This is a genomic window from Luteibacter sp. P4_E6 (assembly GCF_056401535.1).
This window is the reverse complement of record NZ_JBFUJE010000031.1, coordinates 1-20,678: the sequence shown is the minus strand read 5'-3', so window position 1 is coordinate 20,678 and position 20,678 is coordinate 1. Positions and strand designations below refer to the sequence as shown.

The window sequence follows — 20,678 nt, the reverse complement described above, 5'->3', positions numbered from 1 at the left end:
GACTCGGGCAACTGTTCGGGCTATTGGTGGAGGGAGTGCGGCAGCCCCAGCTCCCACACGTGCTCGCAGCACCGCCGCTAGCGGGCTTGCCGCACTCCGCTCTCACCCCGAAGCCTACGCCGACGCAAAGACACAAGCCGCTTCAGCGGCGATTGGGTACTTGCGGCCGCCTTTCCCGCGGCCGCGGGATCGCCGATGAATCGGCTCCCACAACGAGTTCGGGGTCAGGCGGGGAGCGGCTGGACCGCGGTCGGCTTATGTTCGGCGTCGAGCGCGATCATCGTGAACGTGCCGCGGGTGCAGAGCTCACGGGCGCCGGTGAGCAGGTCTTCGGTGTACATCGCCACGTCGATCTTCATCGAGGTGCGGCCCACCGACACGACCGTGGCGATCAGCTCGACCATCTGTCCCTTGCGCACCGGAACGTGGAAGTCGACCTGTTCCGATCGGGCGGTGACGACGATCTGGCGGGAGTAGCGGGAGGCGGCAAGGAAGGCCGCTTTATCCATCCACGCCAAAGCCTGGCCGCCGAACAGCGTGCCGAGGTGGTTGGTGTGGTCGGGGAAGACGATTTCGAGGAGGCGGGCCTCGGTGGGGCGGGCGATGTCGGTCATGAGGCTGTTCCTGTTGCAGTGCAGCAATGATACAGCCGCTGCCTCAAAACCGCTTTACTGTGGGAGCCGCTTCAGCGGCGATGGTGCTTGCCTCTATCTGGCCCGCTGCCGCGGGATCGCCGGCAGATAGCCGGCTCCCACAGGTTCATCTCCGCCAGGTTCCAGATTCTTAGAACGACTGGTCGAAGGCGACTTCGCCTTCCACTCCGACCTGGTACGACGAGACGCGGCGCTCGAAGAAGTTGGTCAGTTCCTGGACGTCCTGCAGGTCCATGAAGTCGAACGGGTTCTTCGAGCCGTACTTCTTCGGCATGTCCAGCTGCACAAGGCGCTGGTCGGCGCAGTACTCGAGGTACTGGCGCATGTCGGTGACCGACAGGCCGGCGACGCCGCCCGAGAGCACGTCCTGGGCGAACAGCGTTTCGCAGGCGATGGCGTCTTCGAGCATCGCTTCGACCTGCATGCGCATCTCGTCGTCGAACAGATCCGGTTCCTGCTCGCGCACGGTGCGTACGACTTCGAAGGCAAAGGCCATGTGGCCGGACTCGTCACGGAACACCCAGTTGGTGCCCGAAGCCAGGCCGTGCAGCAGACCGCGCGAACGCAGGTAGTACACGTAAGCAAACGCGGCGAAGAAGAACAGGCCTTCGATGCACGCGGCGAAGCAGATCAGGTTGAGCAGGAACTGGCGACGGTGTTCGCGGGTGTCCAGGCGGTTGAGGCCCTGGATGGAGTCGATCCACTTGAAGCAGAACTCGCCCTTCGCTGCGATGGACGGGATGCTCTCGATCGCCGCGAATGCCCTGTTGCGCTCCGACGGTTCCGGGATATAGGTGTCGAGCAGCGTGAGGTAGAACTGCACGTGCAGCGCTTCCTCGTAAAGCTGGCGCGAGAGGTACATGCGCGCTTCGGGCGAATTGATGTGCTGGTAGAGATTCAGCACGAGATTGTTCGACACGATCGTGTCGCCGGTGGCGAAGAAGGCCACGAGGCGATGGATGAGGTGGCGATCCGCGTCCGACATCTTCGACTTCAGGTCCGACGTGTCCAGCGAGAAGTCCACTTCTTCCACCGTCCAGGTGTTGCGGATGGCGGAGCGGTACATCTCGTAGAACTGCGGATACTTCATCGGCCGCAGCGTCAGTTCGAAGCCGGGCTCGAGGATGTTGGAGTCGCGGGTGATCGGTGCAGCGGACATCGGGTACCTCTGGAAAGAATGAGCGGCTTTTGTGGGAGCCGCTTCAGCGGCGATGGGTGCTTGCGTCGGTCTGGCCCGCTGCCGCGGGATCGCCGGCAATAGCCGGCTCCCACAGGTTTCCGGTACCCCTATCGCCGATGAATCGGCTCCTACATTTCTCTACTGTTACTGGCAGGCTTCGCAGTACTCGGGGTTCTCCAGCGAGCAGAACACCGCGGCTTCGGCCTGTTCCTGTGCATCCGCGGCCGGGGCGATCGGTGCCTGCACGGCGGCCGGGGAGCTGACCGTGGTCTTGGCAATACGCGTAGCCGGACGCGAGCGCAGGTAGTAGGTCGTCTTGACGCCGGACTTCCACGCGTACATGTACATGGAGGAGAGCTGGCCGATGTTCGGGTTCTCCATGAAGAGGTTCAGCGACTGGCTCTGGTCGATGTACGCACCGCGCGCGGCGGCGAGGTCGATCAGCGCCTTCTGCGGCAGTTCCCAGGTGGTGCGGTACACCTCGCGCAGCCGTGCCGGGATCGCCGTGATGCCCTGCACCGAGCCTTCGGCGAGCTTGATCTGGTCGCGCACTTCGCCGGTCCACAGGCCCAGCGTCTTCAGCTCGTCGACCAGGTAGCGGTTGACCACCAGGAAGTCGCCCGACAGTGTTTCGCGCTTGAACAGGTTCGACACCTGCGGCTCGATGCACTCGTAGCAGCCGGCGATCGAGGCGATGGTTGCCGTCGGCGCGATGGCGATGAGCAGCGAGTTGCGCAGGCCCTTGGCCTTGATCTTCTCGCGCAGATCGGCCCAGCGGCCGTCGGCATCGGTCGGCGTGGCGGCCGGCCAGTAGTCGAACTGCATTTCACCGTTGGCCGAACGGGTTTCTTCAAAGCCCGGTAACGGGCCGTCGCGCTCGGCGATCTCGTTCGACATCGACAGCGCGTGGAAGTAGATCTCTTCCTGGATACGCGTCGACAGCTTGCGGGCTTCTTCCGAATCGAACGGCAGGCGCAGCTTGAAGAAGACATCCTGCAGGCCCATCACGCCGAGGCCGACCGGGCGCCACTTCATGTTCGCCGTCTTCGCCGTGGCGATCGGGTAGAAGTTGAGGTCGATCACGCGGTTGAGCTGGCGAACGGCGGTGCGCACGGTGGTGGCGAGCTTGTCGTAGTCGAACTGGCCATCCACCACGTGGCGGGCGAGGTTCACCGAGCCGAGGTTGCACACGGCCGTCTCGCCTTCCGAGGTCACTTCGAGGATCTCGGTGCACAGATTGGACAGGTGGATGACGTTCTGCGGCAGTGCGGTCTGGTTGCTGGTCGCGTTGGAGCGATCCTTGAAGGTCATCCAGCCGTTGCCGGTCTGGGCCAGCGAACGCAGCATGCGGGCGTAGAGCTCGCGTGCCTTGATCGACTTCGACGCGAGGCCTTCGGCTTCGGCCTTTTCATAGGCGGCGTCGAAGGTCGGGCCCCAGGTGTCGACGAAATGCGGGACGATCTTCGGATCGAACAGCGACCAGTCGCCGTCCAGTTCCACGCGGCGCATGAACAGGTCGGGGACCCAGTTGGCCAGGTTGAGGTTGTGTGTGCGGCGCGCGTCGTCGCCGGTGTTCTCGCGCAACTCGAGGAACTCCTCGATGTCCGCATGCCAGGATTCCAGGTACACGCAGGCCGCGCCCTTGCGCTTGCCGCCCTGGTTCACCGCGGCAACCGAGGCGTCGAGCGTTTTCAGCCAGGGCACGAGGCCGTTCGAATGGCCGTTGGTGCCTTTGATCAGCGAACCGCGCGAGCGGATGCGCGAGTAGGCCAGGCCGATGCCGCCAGCGAACTTCGATAGCTGGGCCACGTCGCCATACTTGGCGTAGATGGATTCCAGCGCGTCCTGCGGGGAGTCGAGCAGGAAGCACGACGACAGCTGCTCATGCGCGGTGCCGGCGTTGAACAGGGTCGGCGAGCTGGCCAGGTACTCCAGCGACGAGAGCATGCGGTACAGCTCGAGCGTCTCGGCCACGTCGTTGCCGCCGAGCGCGCAGGCGATGCGCATGAAGAAATACTGCGGCGTTTCGATCACGAAGCGCTTGGTCGGGTGGCGCAGCAGGTAGCGGTCGTACACCGTGCGCAGGCCGAAATACTCGAAGCGACGCGAACCGGTCGTGTCGATCGCATCGTTGAGCTTGCGCGCGTTGATCTGCACGAAGTCGCGGAGGCGCTCGTTGAGGATGCCCAGGTCGAAGCCGGTCGAGATCGACTGCGAGAAGGACTGGATGTCCTGGCCCGACACTTCCTTGTCGACGAACGCGGCGAGCAGGCGCGCGGCGAGCTGGCCGTATTCCGGCTCTTCGGCCGTGAGCGCGGCCGAGGTGCGGATCGACAGCTGGTCGAGTTCCTGGGTGGTGGCGCCGTCGTACAGGCCGCCGATCGTCTTCAGCGCCACGCGCATCGGATCGACCGCAAACAGGCCATCGGCGCTGCGCGTCACCGCGCGCACGATTTTGTTCACGTCGACCACTTCGTGGCCGCCGTTGCGCTTGGTCACGCGCATCTGTCCGGGGTTGTGCGGCGGCGTCAGCGCGAAGGCCGGCGGCGCGTCGTTCTTGTAACCGGCGGCAGGCGCCTTGTCGGTTGCTGCGGAGGGAGTGGCGGCCGCGTCGGCCGTCTCGGTGCGCTCGCGCGCTGCGGAATCCATCGTCGTCATTGTGTTGGCAGCCCCATGGCCTTGGTCAAACCTCCGTCCCGAGGGTCGGCTCGATGCGATGGGGGCAAAACACGGGAAATGTCGGGGACGGAGCGCCTTTGAAGGCCTCCGGTCCGCGACGTGCTTCCCCGCGGAAGCCGTCACCACTATCGAGGCCTCTCGGGCACCGATTGCTGGCAGGTCTTCGGACTCGTGGACGTGGACCTTGCGGTCCGCCTACCCGTCGCTTCCCAGTCCCCGAAGGACCAGTGCATTGAACGGGATCGTTTCCACTTACCGCTGCGGGGCAGTTCCGGATTCACACCGGTATTCCCTATTAAGTCCGACGGGCAGTCGCGCCTCTCCGGACACCAACGAGACACACGATATAGCTGGCGAAGGGGTGCGTCAACACAAGATGTAGGGTGTTGGCGTAGGTGGTTGATCGGCTGGGGAGTCCCTGTTGTCAAGCGTTTTTCGACGGCTCGCCAATGAAGGTTCTGTGAAGGCCGTCTACACAAAGGGAACCACAATGAACCGATAAAATCGCCGCCCACCAGCCTCCCACGATTGCTCGACAGATGCCCTCATCGTTCGCATTGCAGGACCAGACTCTCCTTTCCCATGCGCTCGATGCCCTGCCATTTGGCTTTGCGGCCGTGTCGGCTTCGGGAGAGCTGCTCTACGCCAACGCCTGGGTGACCGCCCGCTTGCGCGAACACGAGCCTTCGGGGTTCCTCGGCCTGTGGGACCCCGACAGCCGCGATCGCCTTGTCGCGGCGCTGCCGCTGGTCATACCAGGCAACGGCGTGCGCGAGCTGGCCCTCGCCACGGTCGATGGAGCCCACGTGCGGGTATCGCTCGAAGCCCGGCCGGGTTTGCCAGCCACCGCGGCGGTGACGATCCGTTCGGCGGGAGAGGGCACCGACGGCTCCGGTGCCGCCGAAGATCGCCGCGTTGCCCTGATCGAGATCGGCAACCTGCTGCGCGATCTGGAAGATCCGATCGATATTGCCTACCGTGTCGCCGAGGTACTCGGCCGGACGCTGAAGGTGAGCCGGGCCGGCTACGGCACGATCGACCCGGTGGCCGAAACCATCACGGTGGAGCGAGACTGGAATGCGCCAGGGATCCAGACCCTCGCCGGCGTACTGCACTTTCGCGACTACGGCAGCTACATCGATGAGCTCAAACGTGGCGTGACCACGGTGATCACCGACGCCCGGACGGACCCACGCACGGCTGCCACCGCCGATGCCCTGGCCGGCATCACCGCCTTGTCCTTCATCAATATGCCGGTGACGGAACGGGGCGGCTTCGTCGCCCTCCTGTACCTCAACCACGCGGACCCTCGCGACTGGTCCGAGGAAGAGATCAGCTTCGTCAGCGAAGTAGCCAGCCGCACGCGCGTGGCCGTGGAACGGCGCCGTGCCGAGCACGAGCTCCGGCTACTGGCCAAAGATCTCGAGCGCCAGGTCGTCGAGCGTACCTACGAGCGCGACCGGGTCTGGACTCTCTCCAGCGACATCCTGGTCGTGGCCGACACCGACACCCGCCTGCTATCGGTCAATCCGGCGTGGACAACCATCCTGGGCTGGAGCGAGCGCGACACGTTAGGTCGTTCCTATCTCGACTTCGTTCACCCGGAAGACATCTCGCGCACCCAGGACGAAACCGGCCACCTGGCCGATGGCGAGACCACGCTTCGCTTCGAGAACCGCTATCGCACCGCCGACGGTGGCTTGCGCACGCTCTCGTGGCGAGCGGTGCCCAGCGAGGGCCTGATCTTCGCCGTGGCCCGTGACGTCTCGGCTGAGCGTGACCGCGAAGCAGCGCTGGACGTGGTCCAGGAGCAGTTGCGCCAGGCGCAGAAGATGGATGCGATCGGTAACCTCACCGGCGGCGTGGCCCACGATTTCAACAACCTCCTCCAGGTGATCAGCGGCAATCTGCAGTTACTCGCCGCCGACGTCTCCGGGAACGAACGCGCGGAGCGTCGCGTCGCCAATGCCATGGCGGGTGTCACGCGCGGCTCCAAGCTTGCCGCACAGCTGCTCGCGTTCGGTCGCCGCCAGCCGCTGGCACCCAAGGTCGTCAACATCGGTCGCTTCGTCCGCGACATGGACGAACTGTTGCGCCGCGCGTTGGGCGAGGCCATCGAGGTGGAAACCGTGATCGCCGGCGGGTTGTGGAACACCCTGGTGGATCCCTCGAACGTGGAGAACGCGCTGCTCAACCTCGCGATCAACGCGCGCGACGCGATGAACGGACAGGGTCGCCTCACCGTCGAGGCAGGCAATGCCTTGCTCGACGACGCTTACGCCAAGGGCCATGCCGACGTCCGCCCGGGCCAGTACGTGATGCTCGCCGTGACCGATACCGGTACGGGCATGCCGCAGGAGATTCTTGGACAGGTGTTCGAGCCGTTCTTCACCACCAAGCCGGAGGGGCGCGGTACGGGGCTKGGCCTKTCCATGGTCTACGGYTTCGTSAAGCAGTCCGGCGGGCACGTSAAGATCTATAGCGAGCCGGGCGAGGGCACCACGGTGAAGATCTACCTGCCGCGCTCGACCCAGGGCGAAGACCGCGTGGTCGAGCTCGACGAGGAGGGCGTACGCGGCGGCGATGAAACCGTACTCGTCGCCGAGGACGACGAAGCCGTGCGCGACACCGTGGTCGGTCTGCTCACCGACCTGGGTTACCGCGTGCTCAAGGCGCGCGATGCGGAAAGCGCACTGTCGATCATCGAAAGCGGCATTGCGATCGACCTGCTGTTCACCGACGTCGTCATGCCGGGTCCACTGCGTAGCCCGGAACTGGCGCGCAAGGCGGTCGAGCGGCAGCCTGGCATCGGCGTGCTTTTCACCTCCGGGTACACCGAAAACGCCATCGTGCACGGCGGCCGCCTGGACGAAGGTGTGGAGCTGCTGAGCAAGCCGTATTCCCGCGAGGCGCTGGCGCGCAAGATTCGCCATGTGCTCGCCGGGCGCGTACCGCGCGCGCCGGTCGGCCCCCTGGCCGCGCCAGCACCCTCGTTACCCCCGCCCCATGGCCTTCCGGCGTCCTTGCGCATCCTGGTAGTCGAAGACGATGCGCTCATCCGCATGGCAGTCACCGAGATGCTGGAAAGTCGTGGGCATACGGTCTACGAAGCCGGGGATGGTCACGAAGCCATGCGCTTGCACGGTGCGGAAGCCATCGACATCCTGCTCACCGATGTCGGCCTGCCCGGGATGAACGGCGTGGAAGTGGCTGAGCGCATGCGCGAGGTGCAGCCGTCGCTGCCAGTGCTCTTTGCCACTGGCGACCAGACCGCCAATGGCGTCCAGCGCGACGCGCGCACGGCGATCATCGTCAAGCCGTATGGGGTCTCCGATCTGATCGATGCGATCGGACGGATTACGCGGCCGGCGTAGGCTCAAGGCAACATATGCCCTCCGGTCACCCCGTAGGTCTCCCCGGTAATAAAGCTGGCCTCCTGCGAAGCCAGCAACACATACACCGGCGCGCACTCCACCGGCTGTCCGGGTCGCTTCAGCGGCACGTTCTTGCCGAACTCCACCAGCTTCTCCTGAGGCTGTCCGCCGCTAGGCTGCAGCGGCGTCCATACGGGTCCCGGCGCCACCGCGTTCACGCGGATGCCCTTCTCGGCGACCTGTTTGGCCAACGCCTTCGTGAACGCGACGATCGCCGCCTTCGTCGGCGCGTAATCGAGGAGGATGTCCGACGGCTCGTAGGCCTGGATCGAGGCGGTGTTGACGATGGCGGCGCCGGGCGGCATGTGCGGTAACGCGGCCTTGCACAGCCAGAACAGCGCGAACACGTTGGTCTGGAATGTTTCCTGGAACGCCGCACTTTCCAGCTCGTCGATGGACTTGGCAAACTGCTGGCGTCCGGCCACATTGGCGAGGATATCCAGGCCACCCAGCTCCTTCACGGCCTTCGCGATCAGTTGTTTGCAGAACGCCTCGTCCTTCAGGTCGCCGGGCACGCCGATCACGGTATGGCCTTCGCCTGTAAGCAAACCGATCACTTCGTCGGCGTCTTTCTGTTCCGAGGGCAGGTAGTTGATCACCACGCTGGCGCCTTCACGCGCAAAGGCGATCGCCGCCGCGCGTCCGATACCGGAGTCGCCTCCGGTGACCAGCGCCTTGCGATCCTTCAGGCGGCCATTGCCGCGATAACTGGTTTCGCCGTGATCGGGGCGCGGCACCATCTCCCTGGCGAGGCCGGGCGCGGGTTGCGGCTGCTTGGAGAAGTCCGGCTGCGGATACTGCGTGCGCGGGTCGCGCATCGCATAAGGGTCGTACGTCGCGTGCTTTGCCATGGGGAAAACCTCTGGGGGAGGCTTTCCGGTTTACGGGGCGGAACGTCCATGTCCCGTCCACGTCATGTCATTTGCCCATGCCGCCGAGCATGCTCTTGCCCTGCTTGAGCACGGCTTTACAGACCTTGTGCGTGAGCTTCTCTTTCATGTCGCCAGTGGGCGAGTTGTCCGAGCCGACCGCGCCGCCAAGGTCGAGGGTCTTGCCATCCTTGGACTTGAGCAAGCCCTTGGCGCCGTCGAGATAGCCCGCGTCCTGCGTTGGCGCGGCAGCGGCCGTGGACGACTTGCCGCCGAGCTTGCCCAGCAGCTGGTCCTTCACCCCCGAGGCGCCACTGTCGCCCCCGAGGTAGTTGTTGGTCACGCAATACTGCAGGATGCCAGCGGCATTGCTGGTACTGCCCGATGTCAGCGAACTGGTAGATCCACCCATCATCCCCTTAAGGCTGTCGAGCTGCGCGGCGGAGGCAGCGCCCGAGGCGACGGTGAGAGTGAGGGCGATACCGGCGAGGACGGTCTTCATGACGTTGGCTCCGGAATTTCGAGGTCCGGAAGGGATAAACCTTCGCGCGTTAGATGGATGTATGCGACCGGAGCCGCAGCGCCTTCCTGGCCGGTTATGCTCGGACGTTTCATCCCCCGACAGGTCCCGGCCTTGCCAAGCATCCGCCCTCTCGTGCTCGCCATCGTCCTCGCGCTCCCCGTGGGACTTTCGCCCCCCGTAGGAGCCGCTTCAGCGGCGATGGGTGCCGGCGTCACGGTCCACGCCCCCCGCGTCGAACGCACGGATACACCGACCTACGTCGACGCCACGACGCCGCGATTCTCCTGGCTCATCGACTCCCGCACCAACGGCACACGACAGATCGCCTACCGCATCATCGTGACGCACGAAGGCCGGCCGGTATGGGACAGCGGTAACGTAAGTTCGGCGCGTTCCTTCGACATCGACTATGCCGGCCCGGTCCTGCAGCCAGGCCAGCGTTACGAATGGCGTGCAGACATCCGTACCACCGACGGCGGTGGCAGCGTGGCATCGCACTTCGATACCGCGCTCGACGAAGCCGGTTGGCATGGTGCGCAATGGATCGGCAAGGCCGACCCGGAAAGCCTTCCGGCACCGTTGCTGCGCAAACCGTTCCACGTCGAGGCAGGTGTCGAGCGGGCGACGCTCTACGTCGCAGCGGGTGGCTACGCCGACCTCTCCATCGATGGTCGTCCCATCAGCGACGCCGTGCTGGCCCCTGGTTTCACCGATTACGACAAGCGCGTGGAGGTCGTAGCCACCGATGTCTCGCTGACGTCGGGCGAGCACGTGCTCGCTGCCGAACTCGGTCGCGGCTTTTATGGCATGACCAATCCCAATGTCTGGCATTGGGAGCGCGCGCCATGGCATGGGCAGCCGCGCATGCGTACCCTGCTGCGCGTGCGGTACGCCGATGGGCGCGTACAGGACATCGTCAGCGACGATAGCTGGCGGGTTGCCGACGGCCCTACGCGGGTCGACGATCTCTACGGTGGCGAAACGTACGACGCACGGGAAACGATGCCCGCAACGTGGATGCCGGCTACCGTGCTTCCCGCACCACGAGGCAAGCTCGTGGCACAGACGGAACAGCCGATCCGCGTAACCGACACGCTGCACGCCACGTCCGTCACGGAGCCGAAGCCTGGCGTCTTTGTCTTCGCTTTTGCGCGCGTCATCGCAGGCTGGGCGACGTTCGACGCGACGGGGCCGGCAGGGACGACGATCACCGCGCACTACGGCGAGAAACTCATGCCGGACGGCACGGTGGATGCGCGGGATGAACACCACTACTTCAAAGCAGGCTTCCAGACGGATCGCCTGACGCTTGCCGGCAATCACGAACCATGGCATCCGCGCTTCTCCTACAAGGGCTTTCGCTACGTGCAGGTTGAAGGCTGGCCGGGCGGCGAGCCCGCGCTCGGTGCCGTTACGGCGCAGGTCGTTCATACCGACGTCGACGTCACCGGACGCTTCGAAAGCGCCAACCCGCTGCTCGACTGGATCCATCGCGCCGCGGTCGACACCCTGCTCAACAACCTGCATGGCATACCCACCGACACGCCGATGTACGAAAAGAACGGCTGGACCGGCGATGGCATGCTCGGTGCAGATATGTTCCTGCGCAACGTCGATGCCGATCGTTTGCTGGCGAAGTGGGTGCGCGATATCGCCGACACGCGCAAAGCGGATGGCGCACCGTTGCTGATCGCGCCGAATCCCGGCTGGGGCGATGTTCGCGCACCCACGTGGCATGCCGCCTATGTGCTCGTGCCCTGGTCGCTGTGGATGCATGCCGGCGACCGTCGTCCCATGGAAGAGCACGTCGACGGTATCGCGCGTTACGTGGCGATGGAGAATGCGCGTTCTCCCGGCGGCATCGCCGACACTGAACTGGGTGACTGGGTGAGCCCGGAAACCGATCCGGGCGGCGAGAACGCACCCGAAGACAAGCGTATCGCCGCCACGGCCTACCTGTACCGGATGCAGCGGGTGACCGCCGGGATGCTTCGTGTGCTGGGCGACACGACACGGGCGGCTCGCTTCGATGCGCAGGCGGATACTGTGCGGGACGCTTTCAATGCGCACTTCCTGGATCGCGCGGCCGGCCGTTATCGCGGCGACGGCGACCAGGGCTACCGGCAGGCCCACAACCTGCTGGCGCTGGCCTTTGGACTGGTGCCCGACGGGTTGCGCGATCGCGTTGCCGCCGGTGTGGCGGCGGATGCGAAGGCTCGTGGCGATCATCTCGATACGGGTGCCTTGGCAACCAAGATCATCCTCCCCGTGCTCACGTCCACCGGTCACGTGGATGAGGCCTGGCGTATCGCGWCGCAGGTCACGTTTCCCAGCTGGGGCTACTGGCGAGACAACGGGGCGACCAGCCTGTGGGAGCACTGGAAGCTGGCGTCGCGTTCGCGGGGGCACTATTTCCTCGGCACCGTCGACGACTGGCTGTTCGGCGACGTCGCCGGACTGCGGCCGCTGGCGCCGGGTTGGCAGCGTATCGAGGTACGGCCGGCCGCTACCGCCTGGCTGGACCATGCCTCCGCCGCCGTGATGACGCCTTATGGCGAGGCCTCGGTGGCCTGGCGCAAGGTGGACGGACGGGTGGAACTGGATGTGCATGTGCCGGTGGGGGCCGAGGCGGTGGTGGGATTGCCGGGGCGGTCGGACGCGGTCGTCGGGTCGGGCGACCATCATTTGTCCGCTCCGTAGGCATCGCCGATGAATCGGCTCCTGCCTTGTTCATAAAAGTGCCGTAAAGACCTGCGATTTCCCGCCGCTAATGCATAGACGGGGAAGTAGAGCAGGGTGACGGTCCATGTCCGCATTGAAGAACTGGTTCGGCCGCACGACGTTGAACACGCGGGTGTGGATGGTCATGACCGTGCTGGTGCTGGGCCTTGTCGGCCAGACGGTCATGTCAGGGATCGAAAGCCGCCGCGTGCAGATGGCGGACCTCGCCAATACGCTGGAGCAACATGTGACGGCGGCGATCGCCATCGCGGACGCGTACCACGCTCGTGCGGAGAAGGGACAGACGAGCGATCTCGAAGCGCGCATCGCCGCACTCGATGACATCCAGGCCATGCGCTGGTCCCACAACACCGGTTACGTCTTCGCCTTCGATTCGGCGCTGACCATGCGCATGCATCCGCTGCGCGCCGCCGATATCGGCAAGAACATTCGTGACGACGTGGACGGCAAGGGCTTCCATCAGTACGTGGCCATGCTCGACGCCGATACGAAGGACGGCCACGGCATGACGCGATACACGCAGATCATCCCCAAGACCAACGAGCTGAAAGACAAGATAAGTTACTCGAGCTGGTACAAACCCTGGGACCTGCACTTCATCTCGGGTGCCTACTTCGACGACATCGATGCCGCTTTCCGGGCCCAGTTGGAAAAGGACTTGCTCAAGTCCGCGGCCATCGCGGCGCTCGCCTTGCTGGTGGTCTGGCTGTCGATGAGCAGCATCCGTGCCACGGTGGGCGGCGAACCGCGCGACGCAGTGCAGATCGCCAGCCGCATCGCCGGCGGCGACCTGCGCAACGACGGCGGCGAATACGCACCGGCCAGCCTGCTGGGTGCACTGGAGCGTATGCGCGGCACCCTCTCCTCCATCGTTTCCGAAGTGCAGCAGGGCGCGCACGTGGTTGCCACGACATCCGCCGAGATCGCCCGGGGAAACGACGATCTATCCCATCGTACGCAGGAGCAGGCCTCCAGCCTCGAGGAAACCGCGGCATCGATGGAAGAAATGACGGCGACGGTCAAGCAGAATGCGGAGAACGCGAACGCGGCCGACCGTCTCTCGCGTCACGCCAGGGGCGAGGCGGAGAAGGGCGGCGCCGTGGTTGGCGAAGCCATGGAAGCGATGCGGGAGATCGGCGATTCCAGTCGGCGCATCGGCGACATCGTTGGCCTGATCGACGAGATCGCCTTCCAGACCAACCTGCTCGCCCTCAACGCCGCCGTGGAAGCGGCACGTGCCGGCGAGCAGGGCAGGGGCTTCGCGGTGGTGGCGGCGGAAGTGCGCCGGCTGGCCCAGTCCAGCGCGGCAGCGTCGCGCGAGATCAAGGGCCTGATCGCCGAAAGCGGCGAACGCGTGGAGGTTGGTGCGGCGCTGGTCGAGCGGTCCTCGGTCGCCTTGCGTGACATCGTCGCCAGCGTGAAGAAGGTGACCGACATCGTCGCCGAGATCGCGGCGGCGAGCGCCGAGCAGTCCGCGGGCGTGGATCAGGTGAACCTTGCGATTGCACAAATCGATCAGGTCACCCAGGAGAACGCGGCGCTGGTGGAAGAGGCTGCGGCGGCCGCCAAATCCATGCAGGACCAGGCGCACTCGCTGAGCGATCAGGTGGCGTTCTTCACGGTCGACGGCGGTGCCCATGTCGAGGGGTTGGCTCGTGCGTCGTCGGCAGAGCGTGCAGCCTACGATCTCAGCTTCGGCCAGGCCGGCCCGGCGACGAAGGGTAGCAACGCCCGGGCCGCATTCGCCTGAGGTGACAAAAGATCACTAAACAACTGAAAATAAGTCGCTTCAGTCATTAGTCCCAGCGGCCTATCGTTCTCCTCGTCCCTATCAAAACGAGGAAAAACGCCATGTACGCTATTACCGGAATCACCGGCCAGGTCGGCACCGCCCTGGCTGACGCCCTGTTTGCCGCAGGCAAGCCTTTCCGCGCTGTGGTCCGCGATGCGGCCAAGGGAAAGGCCTTTGCCGACCGCGGTGCCGAGGTGGCCATCGCCGAGATCGACGATACCCCGGCGCTGGCGCGGGCCTTCGAAGGCGCCGAGGCGGTCTTCATCCTGCTCCCGCCCGTGTTCGATCCGTCGCCAGGCTACCCGGAGTCGAATCGCAGCATCGCGTCGATTCGGGACGCCCTGCTCGCCGCGCGGCCGGATCGCGTCGTGGTCCTGTCGACGGTCGGCGCGCATGCCACGGAAGAAAACCTGCTGTCGCAGCTGGGTCGGATGGAAGACGTCCTCGGCAAGCTGCCCATGCCGGTGACGTTCCTTCGCGCGGGCTGGTTCTTCGAGAACGCCCAATGGGATGTCGCCTCCGCCCGCGACGCGGGTGTTATCGACAGCTACCTCTACCCGCTCGACCGCAAGCTACCCATGGTCGCCACGAAGGACATCGGCGAGCTGGCCGCGAGACTGCTCGGTGAGACATCCACCGGCGTACGCGTGGTGGAGCTCGAAGGCCCGCAGCGCACCAGCCCGAACGACATCGCCGCCGCCTTTGCCAAGGCGCTCGGCCGCGACGTGACCGCTCGCGTGACGCCACGCGCCGAGTGGGAAGCGGGTTTCATCGCCCAGGGTATGACGAACCCGACACCACGCATGCGCATGCTTGATGGCTTCAACGAAGGGTGGATCGACTTCGAAGGGTCGTCGTTGAAGGGTCCTACCGGCGTCGATGAGGTGATCGCCGGGTTGGTGAGTCGCGGCAGCTGACCTATCCTGCCTTGCAACGCCCCTGCTCGAGGAACGCCGCATGGATCACGCCGCAAGTTATGTCCAGGGTGCGAGTGCCACGCCGCTGCTCGGCGAAACGGTCGGGGTCATGCTCGACCGTATCGCCGCGCGCTGGCCGGAGCGGCCGGCCCTGGTCGTTCGCCAGCAAGGCATCCGCTGGACGTATGGCGAGTTCCACGCCGAGGTCGAACGCGTTGCCGCCGGGCTGCTCGCGCTGGGTCTGGAGCCCGGCGACCGCATCGGCATCTGGGCGCCCAACCGGGCCGAATGGGTAGTGGCGCAGTTCGCCGCGCCCAAGGCGGGCCTGATCCTGGTCAACATCAATCCGGCCTACCGCTCTCACGAGCTGGCCTATTCGTTGAACAAGGTGGCCTGCCGCGCGCTGATCCTGCCGCGAGCCTTCAAGAGTTCGCACTACCTGGAGATTCTCGGCGGGCTGGCGCCGGAGCTTGCGAGCTCCGAGCCTGGCGGATTGCGTGCGGCGGCGCTGCCGGATCTGCGGCACGTCATCCTGCTCGACGATGAGCCGGCGCCAGGCACGCGGCGCTGGGCGGACATCGCCGCGGATGCCGGGGCGCGGGCGACGCTTGCCGCGATCGAGACCAGGCTGTCCTTCGACGATCCGGTGAATATCCAGTTCACCTCGGGAACCACCGGTGCACCGAAGGGCGCGACGTTGACGCATCACAACATCGTCAACAACGGCTTCTTCATCGGCGAGGCCATGCGCCTGACCGAGCAGGATCGTCTCTGCATTCCCGTGCCCTTCTATCACTGCTTCGGCATGGTGCTCGGCAATCTCGCTTGCGTCACGCACGGTGCCTGCATGGTCATTCCGGGCGAGGGTTTCGATGCGCTCACCACGCTGGAAACCGTGGCCGAAGAACGATGTACGGGCCTTCATGGCGTGCCGACGATGTTCATCGCCGAACTGGAGCATCCACGTTTCCATGAGTTCGACCTCACCTCGCTTCGCACCGGCATCATGGCCGGCTCGCCGTGTCCCATCGAGATCATGCGGCGCGTCGTGCGCGACATGCACATGGCCGAGGTCACGATCGCCTACGGCATGACGGAAACGAGCCCGGTCAGTTTCCAGACCGTGGCCGAAGACCCCCTCGAACTGCGCGTATCTACGGTCGGAAGGATTCATCCGCACGTGGAGGTCAAGATCGTCGACGAGACGGGGCGTGTCGTGCCCCGAGGTGGCACCGGCGAACTGCTCACGCGTGGCTACTCGGTGATGCGCGGCTACTGGGCCGACGAAGCCAACACACGCGCCGCACTCGACGATGCTCGCTGGATGCACACAGGCGACCTCGCCACCATCGACGACGCCGGCTATTGCACCGTTGTCGGCCGCCTGAAGGACATGATCATCCGCGGTGGCGAGAACATCTATCCGCGCGAGATCGAAGAGTTCCTTTACGGCCACCCGGATATCCAGGACGTGCAGGTGTTCGGCGTGCCGGATGCGCGCCTGGGCGAGCAGGTCTGCGCATGGATCCGTCTGCGCGACGGCAGCGCCGTGTCGGCCGCCGCGATACAGGACTACTGTCGCCGGCATCTTGCTTACTTCAAGGTGCCGCACTTCGTGCGCTTTGTCGACGCCTTCCCGATGACGGTGACCGGGAAGGTGCAGAAATACCTGATGCGGGAAGCGATGATGGCCGAGCTTGCCGAAAACGCGAGCGCGTAAGAACGCGCGATGTCTCGTCTCTACTTCGGATTCACGCTGTGAGCACCACCCTGTCGCATAGGGGTGGGGTTACTGCTCATGGTGAGGCGACACGTGAAACGAGTCAGAAGATTTCATCCGGCAACGCTGTTCACGGCGTTCCTTTTTGCGCTGGCCGGTGTGGCCACGCTGTTAGGTGGCATCCGCCTCGTCAATCTCGGTGGCTCCATCTACTACCTGGTAGCCGGTGCGATCCTGCTGGTCGTGGCCATCCTGTTGCTGCTGCGACAGCGCCTGGCCGTCGGCCTCTACGCGCTCATGCTTATCGGCAGCGCCGCCTGGTCGGTGTGGGAAGTCCATTGGGATTTCTGGCAGCTGCTGCCGCGCCTCGACGTGTGGTTCGTGCTTGGCCTGTGGCTCTTGCTGCCGTGGCCACGACGTGGCCTGGGCCGTGATCGTTACTACGACAGCGCCCGCGACACCGGTGGTGGCTTTCTTTTTGTCTCCCTGCTGATCGTTGCCGCTGTTGGCATCGTCGGCGTGTTCCATGTGGACCACGACCTGCCCGGCGAACTACCCATGGCCGATGTCTCCGGCCCGCAGGGCGACCGCGCCGCGCGCGCGGATGGCGACTGGACCGACTACGGCAGTTCTCCTTACGGTCAACGCTATTCGCCGTTGACCCAGATCACGCCGGACAACGTCGGTCAGCTGCAGGTGGCGTGGAAGATCGAGACGGGCGACAAGGTCGGTCCGGACGATCCGACCGAAACGACCGCCGAGAACACCCCGCTTAAGATCGGCGACACCGTGTACCTTTGCACGCCGCATAGCCGCGTGATCGCCGTCGATGCAGCCACGGGCCAGAAGCGCTGGGAGTTCGACCCGAAAATCCAGAGTCCCGTCGGCTTCAAGCACTGGGAGCACATGACCTGTCGCGGCGTCTCTTACCACGACGACGCGAAGTACGCGTCCGCCGTGATTCCCGCCCCGGCGACGACCGCCCCGGGTCTTCCCGCTGCCGCTTCCACGGCACCGCTGCCGCTGACGGCCACTGCTTCAGCGACATGCCCGCGTCGTCTGTTCCTGCCGACCGCCGATGCGCGCCTTATCGCGCTCAATGCGGACTCCGGTCAGCCCTGCACCGACTTCGGCGAGCAAGGCACGATCAACCTGCGTAGCAACATCGGACCGTTCACGCCGGGCGGCTACTACTCCACCTCGCCGCCGGCGGTGACGAAGGATCTCGTCATCATTGGCGGTCACGTCACCGATAACGAATCGACCAACGAGCCGTCCGGCGTGATTCGCGCCTACGATGTGCACGACGGTCACCTGGTGTGGAACTTCGATCCGGGCAACCCGGACGCGACCGCGCCGATCGGTCCCGATGGCATCTACACGCGTAACTCGCCGAATGTCTGGTCGCTCTTCAGCGTCGACGAGAACCTCGGCATGGTCTACCTGCCCATGGGCAACCAGACGCCCGACCAGTTCGCCGGCGGCCGCACGCCCACCTCCGAGAAGTTCGGCGCCGGTCTGGTCGCACTCGATATCGCGACGGGTAAGCTCAAGTGGAACTACCAGTTCACGCACCACGATCTGTGGGACATGGACGTGGGCGGCCAACCGACGCTCGTGGACCTGCAGACGGCCGACGGCGTGAAGCCGGCCGTGCTGGCGTCGACCAAGCAGGGCAGTGTGTACGTGCTCGACCGTCGCGACGGCACGCCGATCGTGCCGATCAACGAAGTGCCTCGCCCACAGGGCGCCGTCCCGGGCGATCACACCGCGCCGACCCAGCCGCTGTCCGACCTCAACTTTGCTCCGCCGCAGGTGCGCGAGCAGGACATGTGGGGCACGACGCCCTTCGACCAGCTCTGGTGTCGCGTGCGCTTCCGTTCGCTACGCTATGAGGGCATGTTCACGCCGCCGTCCGAACAGGGATCCCTGGTCTTCCCGGGTAACTTCGGCGTGTTCGACTGGGGCGGTGTGTCGGTGGACCCGACGCGCCAGCTCATGCTGATCAATCCCAGCTACATGGCCTTCCAGTCGAAGCTGATTCCGAAAGAAACGCTGGCCAGGATGGAAGTCGGTCCCGCGAAGAGCGAGACCGAGGGCGTGAAGAAGGCCGAGGGCATTCCTTACGGCATCGAACTGTCGGCATTCCTGTCGCCGCTGGGCATTCCCTGCCAGGCGCCGCCGTGGGGCTACGTGGCTGGCGTCGACCTGCGCACTGGCAAGATGCTCTGGCGCCACAAGAACGGCACGATCATCGACAGCGCCCCGCTGCCGATCCCGATGCCGCTCGGTGTCCCTAGCCTGGGCGGTATGGTCACCACGGCCGGTGGCGTGACCTTCCTCAGCGGCACGCTCGACTACTACGTCCGCGGTTACGACGTGCGTACGGGTAAGAAGCTGTGGGAATCGCGCCTGCCCGCGGGTGGCCAGGCCACGCCTATGACGTATGCGGACAGCAGTGGGCGTCAGTACCTGCTGGTGACGGCGGGTGGGCATGGCTCGCTGGGTAYGAAGCAGGGCGACTGGGTTATCGCTTACGCGTTGCCTAAGCCTTAAAAACATCGCCGCTGAAGCGGCTCCCACATGAGGCTACGTGTGGGAGCCGATTCATCGGCGATGCTTCACCGCTTCTTCTTCGTATCCGGCAACAACGCGGCCAACAACCCGATCAAGGGCAGAAACGCACAAATCTGATACACGGCTTCGATCCCGATGTGGTCGGCGAGCTCACCAAGAATGGCCGCGCCAAGGCCGCCCATGCCAAACGAAAACCCGAAGAACAAACCGGAAATCATCCCCACCTTGCCCGGCACCAACTCCTGCGCGAACACCACGATGGCTGGAAATGCCGAAGCCAGGATCAAGCCGATGACCACCGTCAGCGGCGCGGTCCAGAACAGGCTCGCATACGGCAGTAGCAGGGTGAAGGGCAGGGTGCCGAGAATCGAGAACCATATGACTCGCTTGCGTCCGAACCGGTCGCCGACAGGGCCGCCGAGTATCGTGCCCACCGCCACCGCGCCGAGAAACACGAACAGATGCAGCTGCGCGCTCTCCACCGACACGTTGAAGCGGTGAATGAGGTAGAAGGTGAAGTAGCTGGTCAGGCTGGCCAGGTACACGTACTTGGAAAAGATCAGGGCGAGCAGCACGGCGATACCGCGCTTGGCCTCGGCGCTCGTATGCGTCACGGCGGGCTGCTTCGCGGCGCTTGCCTTCAGTCGCGGCAGGCCGTGATGCTTGTACCACTGGCCGACGTTCCAGAGGATTGCGCCGGAGAGCAACGCCAACAGGGCGAAGAAGGCCAGGCTCGACTGGCCCCAGCGCACGACGACCACGGCGGCAGCGAGCGGACCCAGCGCCTGGCCGGCATTGCCGCCGACCTGGAAAAGCGACTGCGCCAGGCCATGTCGGCCACCGGAGGCCATGCGCGCCACGCGCGAGGATTCCGGATGGAACACCGAGGAGCCCATGCCGAGCAGCGATGCGCCGACCAGCAGCATCGGGTAGGTGTGCGCGATCGACAGCACCAACAGGCCGGCCAGTGAGAACAGCGTACCGCCGGGCAGGGCCAGCGGCGTCGGCCGGAGGTCCGCATAAAGGCCGACCAGCGGCTGCAGGATCGAGGCGGTGATCTGATAGGTCAGCGTGATCAGGCCGATCTGGCCGAAGTCCAGGTGGAAGCCTTCCTTCAGGCCCGGATAAATCGCCGGTAGCAGCGATTGCATCATGTCGTTGAGCAGGTGGCAGAAGCTGATCGCGAAGATCACGCCGAACACGGTCGGGTCCGCGCGCGGTGTGTCCACCGTCGCGCTGGCTGGCGCTTGCATGGGGGTCTTCCTGGGGATCGGGGATCCCTATGAGACCACGGCAGCGCGCGTCCCGCGCTAGGATATGGGTCATCCACGTTCGAGATCGGGACAATGATCGCTAAGTACGACCCCGTGGCGTTCGAAGCCGTGCCCCGGCCGGTGGTGTCGCGCGGCCACGAATACCCTACGTCCTTCGAACTGGCCACACACCAGCATCGCCGGGGGCAGCTGCTCTACGCCGCAGCCGGGACGGTGGCGGTCACCACGCCGGAGGGTGCGTGGATCGCCCCACCCGAGCGTGCCGTCTGGATTCCGGGCGGCACGCCGCACTCGGTCGGCGGCACGCCGCACTCGGTC

General features: G+C 65.2%; 13 protein-coding genes and 1 riboswitch. Of the genes, 7 read left to right on the top strand and 6 right to left on the bottom strand.

Annotated features, from left to right (window positions below; all coding sequences use genetic code 11):
* Window positions 1-224: 224 nt before the first annotated feature.
* The 3 genes from AC1DT2_RS04030 to AC1DT2_RS04020 form a co-directional block, all read right to left on the bottom strand.
* Window positions 225-614: an acyl-CoA thioesterase gene (locus AC1DT2_RS04030; protein WP_063572739.1), complete on the bottom strand. Its 390-nt coding sequence runs from the start codon at window positions 612-614 to the stop codon at window positions 225-227.
* Between the two features lie 169 nt (window positions 615-783).
* Window positions 784-1,812, bottom strand: a complete 1,029-nt coding sequence (locus tag AC1DT2_RS04025; protein ID WP_477294511.1) for a ribonucleotide-diphosphate reductase subunit beta — start codon at window positions 1,810-1,812, stop codon at window positions 784-786.
* 165 nt (window positions 1,813-1,977) lie between these two features.
* Window positions 1,978-4,491, bottom strand: coding sequence for a ribonucleoside-diphosphate reductase subunit alpha (locus AC1DT2_RS04020; RefSeq protein ID WP_477294509.1), 2,514 nt, complete (start codon window positions 4,489-4,491; stop codon window positions 1,978-1,980).
* 158 nt (window positions 4,492-4,649) lie between these two features.
* Window positions 4,650-4,861: riboswitch (cobalamin riboswitch) on the bottom strand.
* Window positions 4,862-5,051: 190 nt separating this feature from the next.
* Between AC1DT2_RS04020 and AC1DT2_RS04015 the strand changes: the two genes are divergently transcribed.
* The gene (locus AC1DT2_RS04015; RefSeq protein WP_477294507.1) at window positions 5,052-7,886 is read left to right on the top strand and encodes a hybrid sensor histidine kinase/response regulator; all 2,835 of its coding nucleotides are present in this window, start codon (window positions 5,052-5,054) and stop codon (window positions 7,884-7,886) included.
* A gap of 2 nt (window positions 7,887-7,888) precedes the next feature.
* Here the strand turns inward: AC1DT2_RS04015 and AC1DT2_RS04010 are convergent, their stop codons facing one another.
* Both AC1DT2_RS04010 and AC1DT2_RS04005 read right to left on the bottom strand, forming a co-directional pair.
* Window positions 7,889-8,797: an SDR family oxidoreductase gene (locus AC1DT2_RS04010; protein WP_063572458.1), complete on the bottom strand. Its 909-nt coding sequence runs from the start codon at window positions 8,795-8,797 to the stop codon at window positions 7,889-7,891.
* Between the two features lie 67 nt (window positions 8,798-8,864).
* On the bottom strand, window positions 8,865-9,317 hold the full coding sequence (locus AC1DT2_RS04005) for a DUF2501 domain-containing protein (protein ID WP_477294504.1): 453 nt from the start codon (window positions 9,315-9,317) through the stop codon (window positions 8,865-8,867).
* A 132-nt stretch (window positions 9,318-9,449) separates the two neighbouring features.
* Between AC1DT2_RS04005 and AC1DT2_RS04000 the strand changes: the two genes are divergently transcribed.
* From AC1DT2_RS04000 to AC1DT2_RS03980, 5 genes are all read left to right on the top strand, one after another.
* Entirely contained in the window at window positions 9,450-12,038 is a 2,589-nt protein-coding gene (locus tag AC1DT2_RS04000) for a family 78 glycoside hydrolase catalytic domain (protein ID WP_477294502.1), read from the top strand.
* Between the two features lie 106 nt (window positions 12,039-12,144).
* Entirely contained in the window at window positions 12,145-13,830 is a 1,686-nt protein-coding gene (locus tag AC1DT2_RS03995; protein ID WP_477294500.1) for a methyl-accepting chemotaxis protein, read from the top strand.
* A 101-nt stretch (window positions 13,831-13,931) separates the two neighbouring features.
* The gene (locus AC1DT2_RS03990; RefSeq protein ID WP_477294498.1) at window positions 13,932-14,789 is read left to right on the top strand and encodes an NmrA family NAD(P)-binding protein; all 858 of its coding nucleotides are present in this window, start codon (window positions 13,932-13,934) and stop codon (window positions 14,787-14,789) included.
* Window positions 14,790-14,829: 40 nt separating this feature from the next.
* The gene (locus AC1DT2_RS03985; RefSeq protein ID WP_477294496.1) at window positions 14,830-16,509 is read left to right on the top strand and encodes an AMP-binding protein; all 1,680 of its coding nucleotides are present in this window, start codon (window positions 14,830-14,832) and stop codon (window positions 16,507-16,509) included.
* A gap of 93 nt (window positions 16,510-16,602) precedes the next feature.
* Complete coding sequence (locus AC1DT2_RS03980; protein WP_477294494.1) at window positions 16,603-19,065, top strand: membrane-bound PQQ-dependent dehydrogenase, glucose/quinate/shikimate family; 2,463 nt, start codon at window positions 16,603-16,605, stop codon at window positions 19,063-19,065.
* Window positions 19,066-19,130: 65 nt separating this feature from the next.
* Here the strand turns inward: AC1DT2_RS03980 and AC1DT2_RS03975 are convergent, their stop codons facing one another.
* Window positions 19,131-20,339 carry an MFS transporter gene (locus AC1DT2_RS03975; protein WP_477294492.1) on the bottom strand — a complete coding sequence of 403 codons (1,209 nt, stop codon included), beginning with the start codon at window positions 20,337-20,339 and terminating at the stop codon, window positions 19,131-19,133.
* Window positions 20,340-20,432: 93 nt separating this feature from the next.
* Here AC1DT2_RS03975 and AC1DT2_RS03970 point away from each other — a divergent pair.
* Window positions 20,433-20,678: AraC family ligand binding domain-containing protein (locus AC1DT2_RS03970; RefSeq protein ID WP_477294490.1), on the top strand; the 246-nt coding region annotated here is incomplete at its 3' end.

What these genes read in the sequence shown, in the direction of transcription:
- AC1DT2_RS04010 (WP_063572458.1), bottom strand. Translation starts at nt 8,797, where the DNA reads ATGGCAAAGCACGCGACGTACGACCCTTATGCGATGCGCGACCCGCGC.
- AC1DT2_RS03985 (WP_477294496.1), top strand. Translation starts at nt 14,830, where the DNA reads ATGGATCACGCCGCAAGTTATGTCCAGGGTGCGAGTGCCACGCCGCTG.
- AC1DT2_RS03995 (WP_477294500.1), top strand. Translation starts at nt 12,145, where the DNA reads ATGTCCGCATTGAAGAACTGGTTCGGCCGCACGACGTTGAACACGCGG.
- AC1DT2_RS04025 (WP_477294511.1), bottom strand. Translation starts at nt 1,812, where the DNA reads ATGTCCGCTGCACCGATCACCCGCGACTCCAACATCCTCGAGCCCGGC.
- AC1DT2_RS04005 (WP_477294504.1), bottom strand. Translation starts at nt 9,317, where the DNA reads ATGAAGACCGTCCTCGCCGGTATCGCCCTCACTCTCACCGTCGCCTCG.
- AC1DT2_RS03975 (WP_477294492.1), bottom strand. Translation starts at nt 20,339, where the DNA reads ATGCAAGCGCCAGCCAGCGCGACGGTGGACACACCGCGCGCGGACCCG.
- AC1DT2_RS04030 (WP_063572739.1), bottom strand. Translation starts at nt 614, where the DNA reads ATGACCGACATCGCCCGCCCCACCGAGGCCCGCCTCCTCGAAATCGTC.
- AC1DT2_RS03990 (WP_477294498.1), top strand. Translation starts at nt 13,932, where the DNA reads ATGTACGCTATTACCGGAATCACCGGCCAGGTCGGCACCGCCCTGGCT.
- AC1DT2_RS04020 (WP_477294509.1), bottom strand. Translation starts at nt 4,491, where the DNA reads ATGACGACGATGGATTCCGCAGCGCGCGAGCGCACCGAGACGGCCGAC.